The 1,237-nt window shown below is 73.0% G+C and carries 1 protein-coding gene; it reads right to left on the minus strand.

Going from position 1 to position 1,237, the window contains the following annotated elements:
• Positions 1-758: hypothetical protein (locus tag ACIBL3_RS47290; protein ID WP_396360627.1), on the minus strand; the 758-nt coding region annotated here is incomplete at its 3' end.
• Positions 759-1,237 lie beyond the last annotated feature (479 nt).

Below are 1,237 nucleotides of genomic sequence, written 5' to 3' on the forward strand. Positions count from 1 at the left end.
TCGTTGAGATCGATGACCGGCTTGACGGTGTAGGGGCCGTGCCCGATCAGTTCGGCGAGCTGGGTCGCGAGCAGCGGGCCGATGGTTTCGGCGCGTAGCACCCCGCTCCCGGTGGCCAGCGTCTGGTCGGTGAGGTGCACGTAGACCTCGGTCCGCCCGGGCCGCGCCGCCCGCCCCGAACCCGGGTCGGTGTGGGCGTCGCGCCGGATCTGCGCGAGCCGGGCGTCCAGCACCCGCCGCGCCGCGGCGTCGAGCGGCTCGCCGTCCGTGTCGTCGGTGCGCAGCCCTGGCTCGAACGGCTCGATCGCCTCGCGGTACGGCGCGTCGAGCGGGTCGGGCAGCTCGCTGTCGCCGGGGTACGGTGCGTCCCGATCGGCCTCGTCCTCCGGACCGGGCTCGCCCCAGTCGATCAGCAGGCGGTCGTCACCCGACCAGCCACCGCAGTCGTCGCTATCCCGCCCACGCCCACCATGCAGAGCACGCCCGGCGTTGCGCCCAGACCCGCGGTCAGCATCGCCCTTGGCAGCGCGCGCAGGCGCGGGTGGCGGCGCGGTGGCCGGAGCAGGAGGCAGGTCGGCCGTCGTCGTCTCGCCGTTGACCACAGGATCAGCCGCCGGCGGACTGCCGCGGCCGGTGGTCGGAGCTCCGCGTTGATCGGCGGTCGACGTGCTGTCGATCACCGGTCCAGGCCCAGGTGCGCTGCCGGGACCGATGGTCGGAGTTCCGCGTTGATCCGCGGTCGTCGCGCTGTCGATCACCGGTCCAGACCCAGGCGCACTGCCGGGACCGGTGGTCGGAGTTCCGCGTTGATCCGCGGTCGTCGCGCTGTCGATCACCGGTCCAGACCCAGGCGCACTGCCGAGACCGGTCGTCGGAGCTCCGCGTTGATCTGTGGCCGGGTCGGCCGTTGACGCGACGCCCCAGGCGGTCGAGGCGCCAGTGCTTTGGTTCGTGCCCGCGCGAGTGTCTGGGGCGGTGCCCGGATCAGTGGAGGCGCCAGTTTTCTGGGCGCTGGGTGGCCTGGAGCCGTCGGGACTTCGGTGGGTGGTGTTCGGGGTGGTGGTCGGGGTGGTGGGTGCGGATGGTGGGTCGGTGTGGGTGGGCGGCGGTGGTTCGGGTGGGGTCGTGGTGCGAAGGTGTTCGTGGGCTTGGTGGAGGAGTTCTTCGGTGTAGCGGGGGTCGGCGATGATGCCGACCGCGTCGGCGCGGCGGCGCTGCAGGGAGGCGGTGTCACCGA

Origin of the sequence: Kribbella sp. NPDC050124 (assembly GCF_044460355.1) — a bacterium.
Lineage (GTDB): Bacteria > Actinomycetota > Actinomycetes > Propionibacteriales > Kribbellaceae > Kribbella.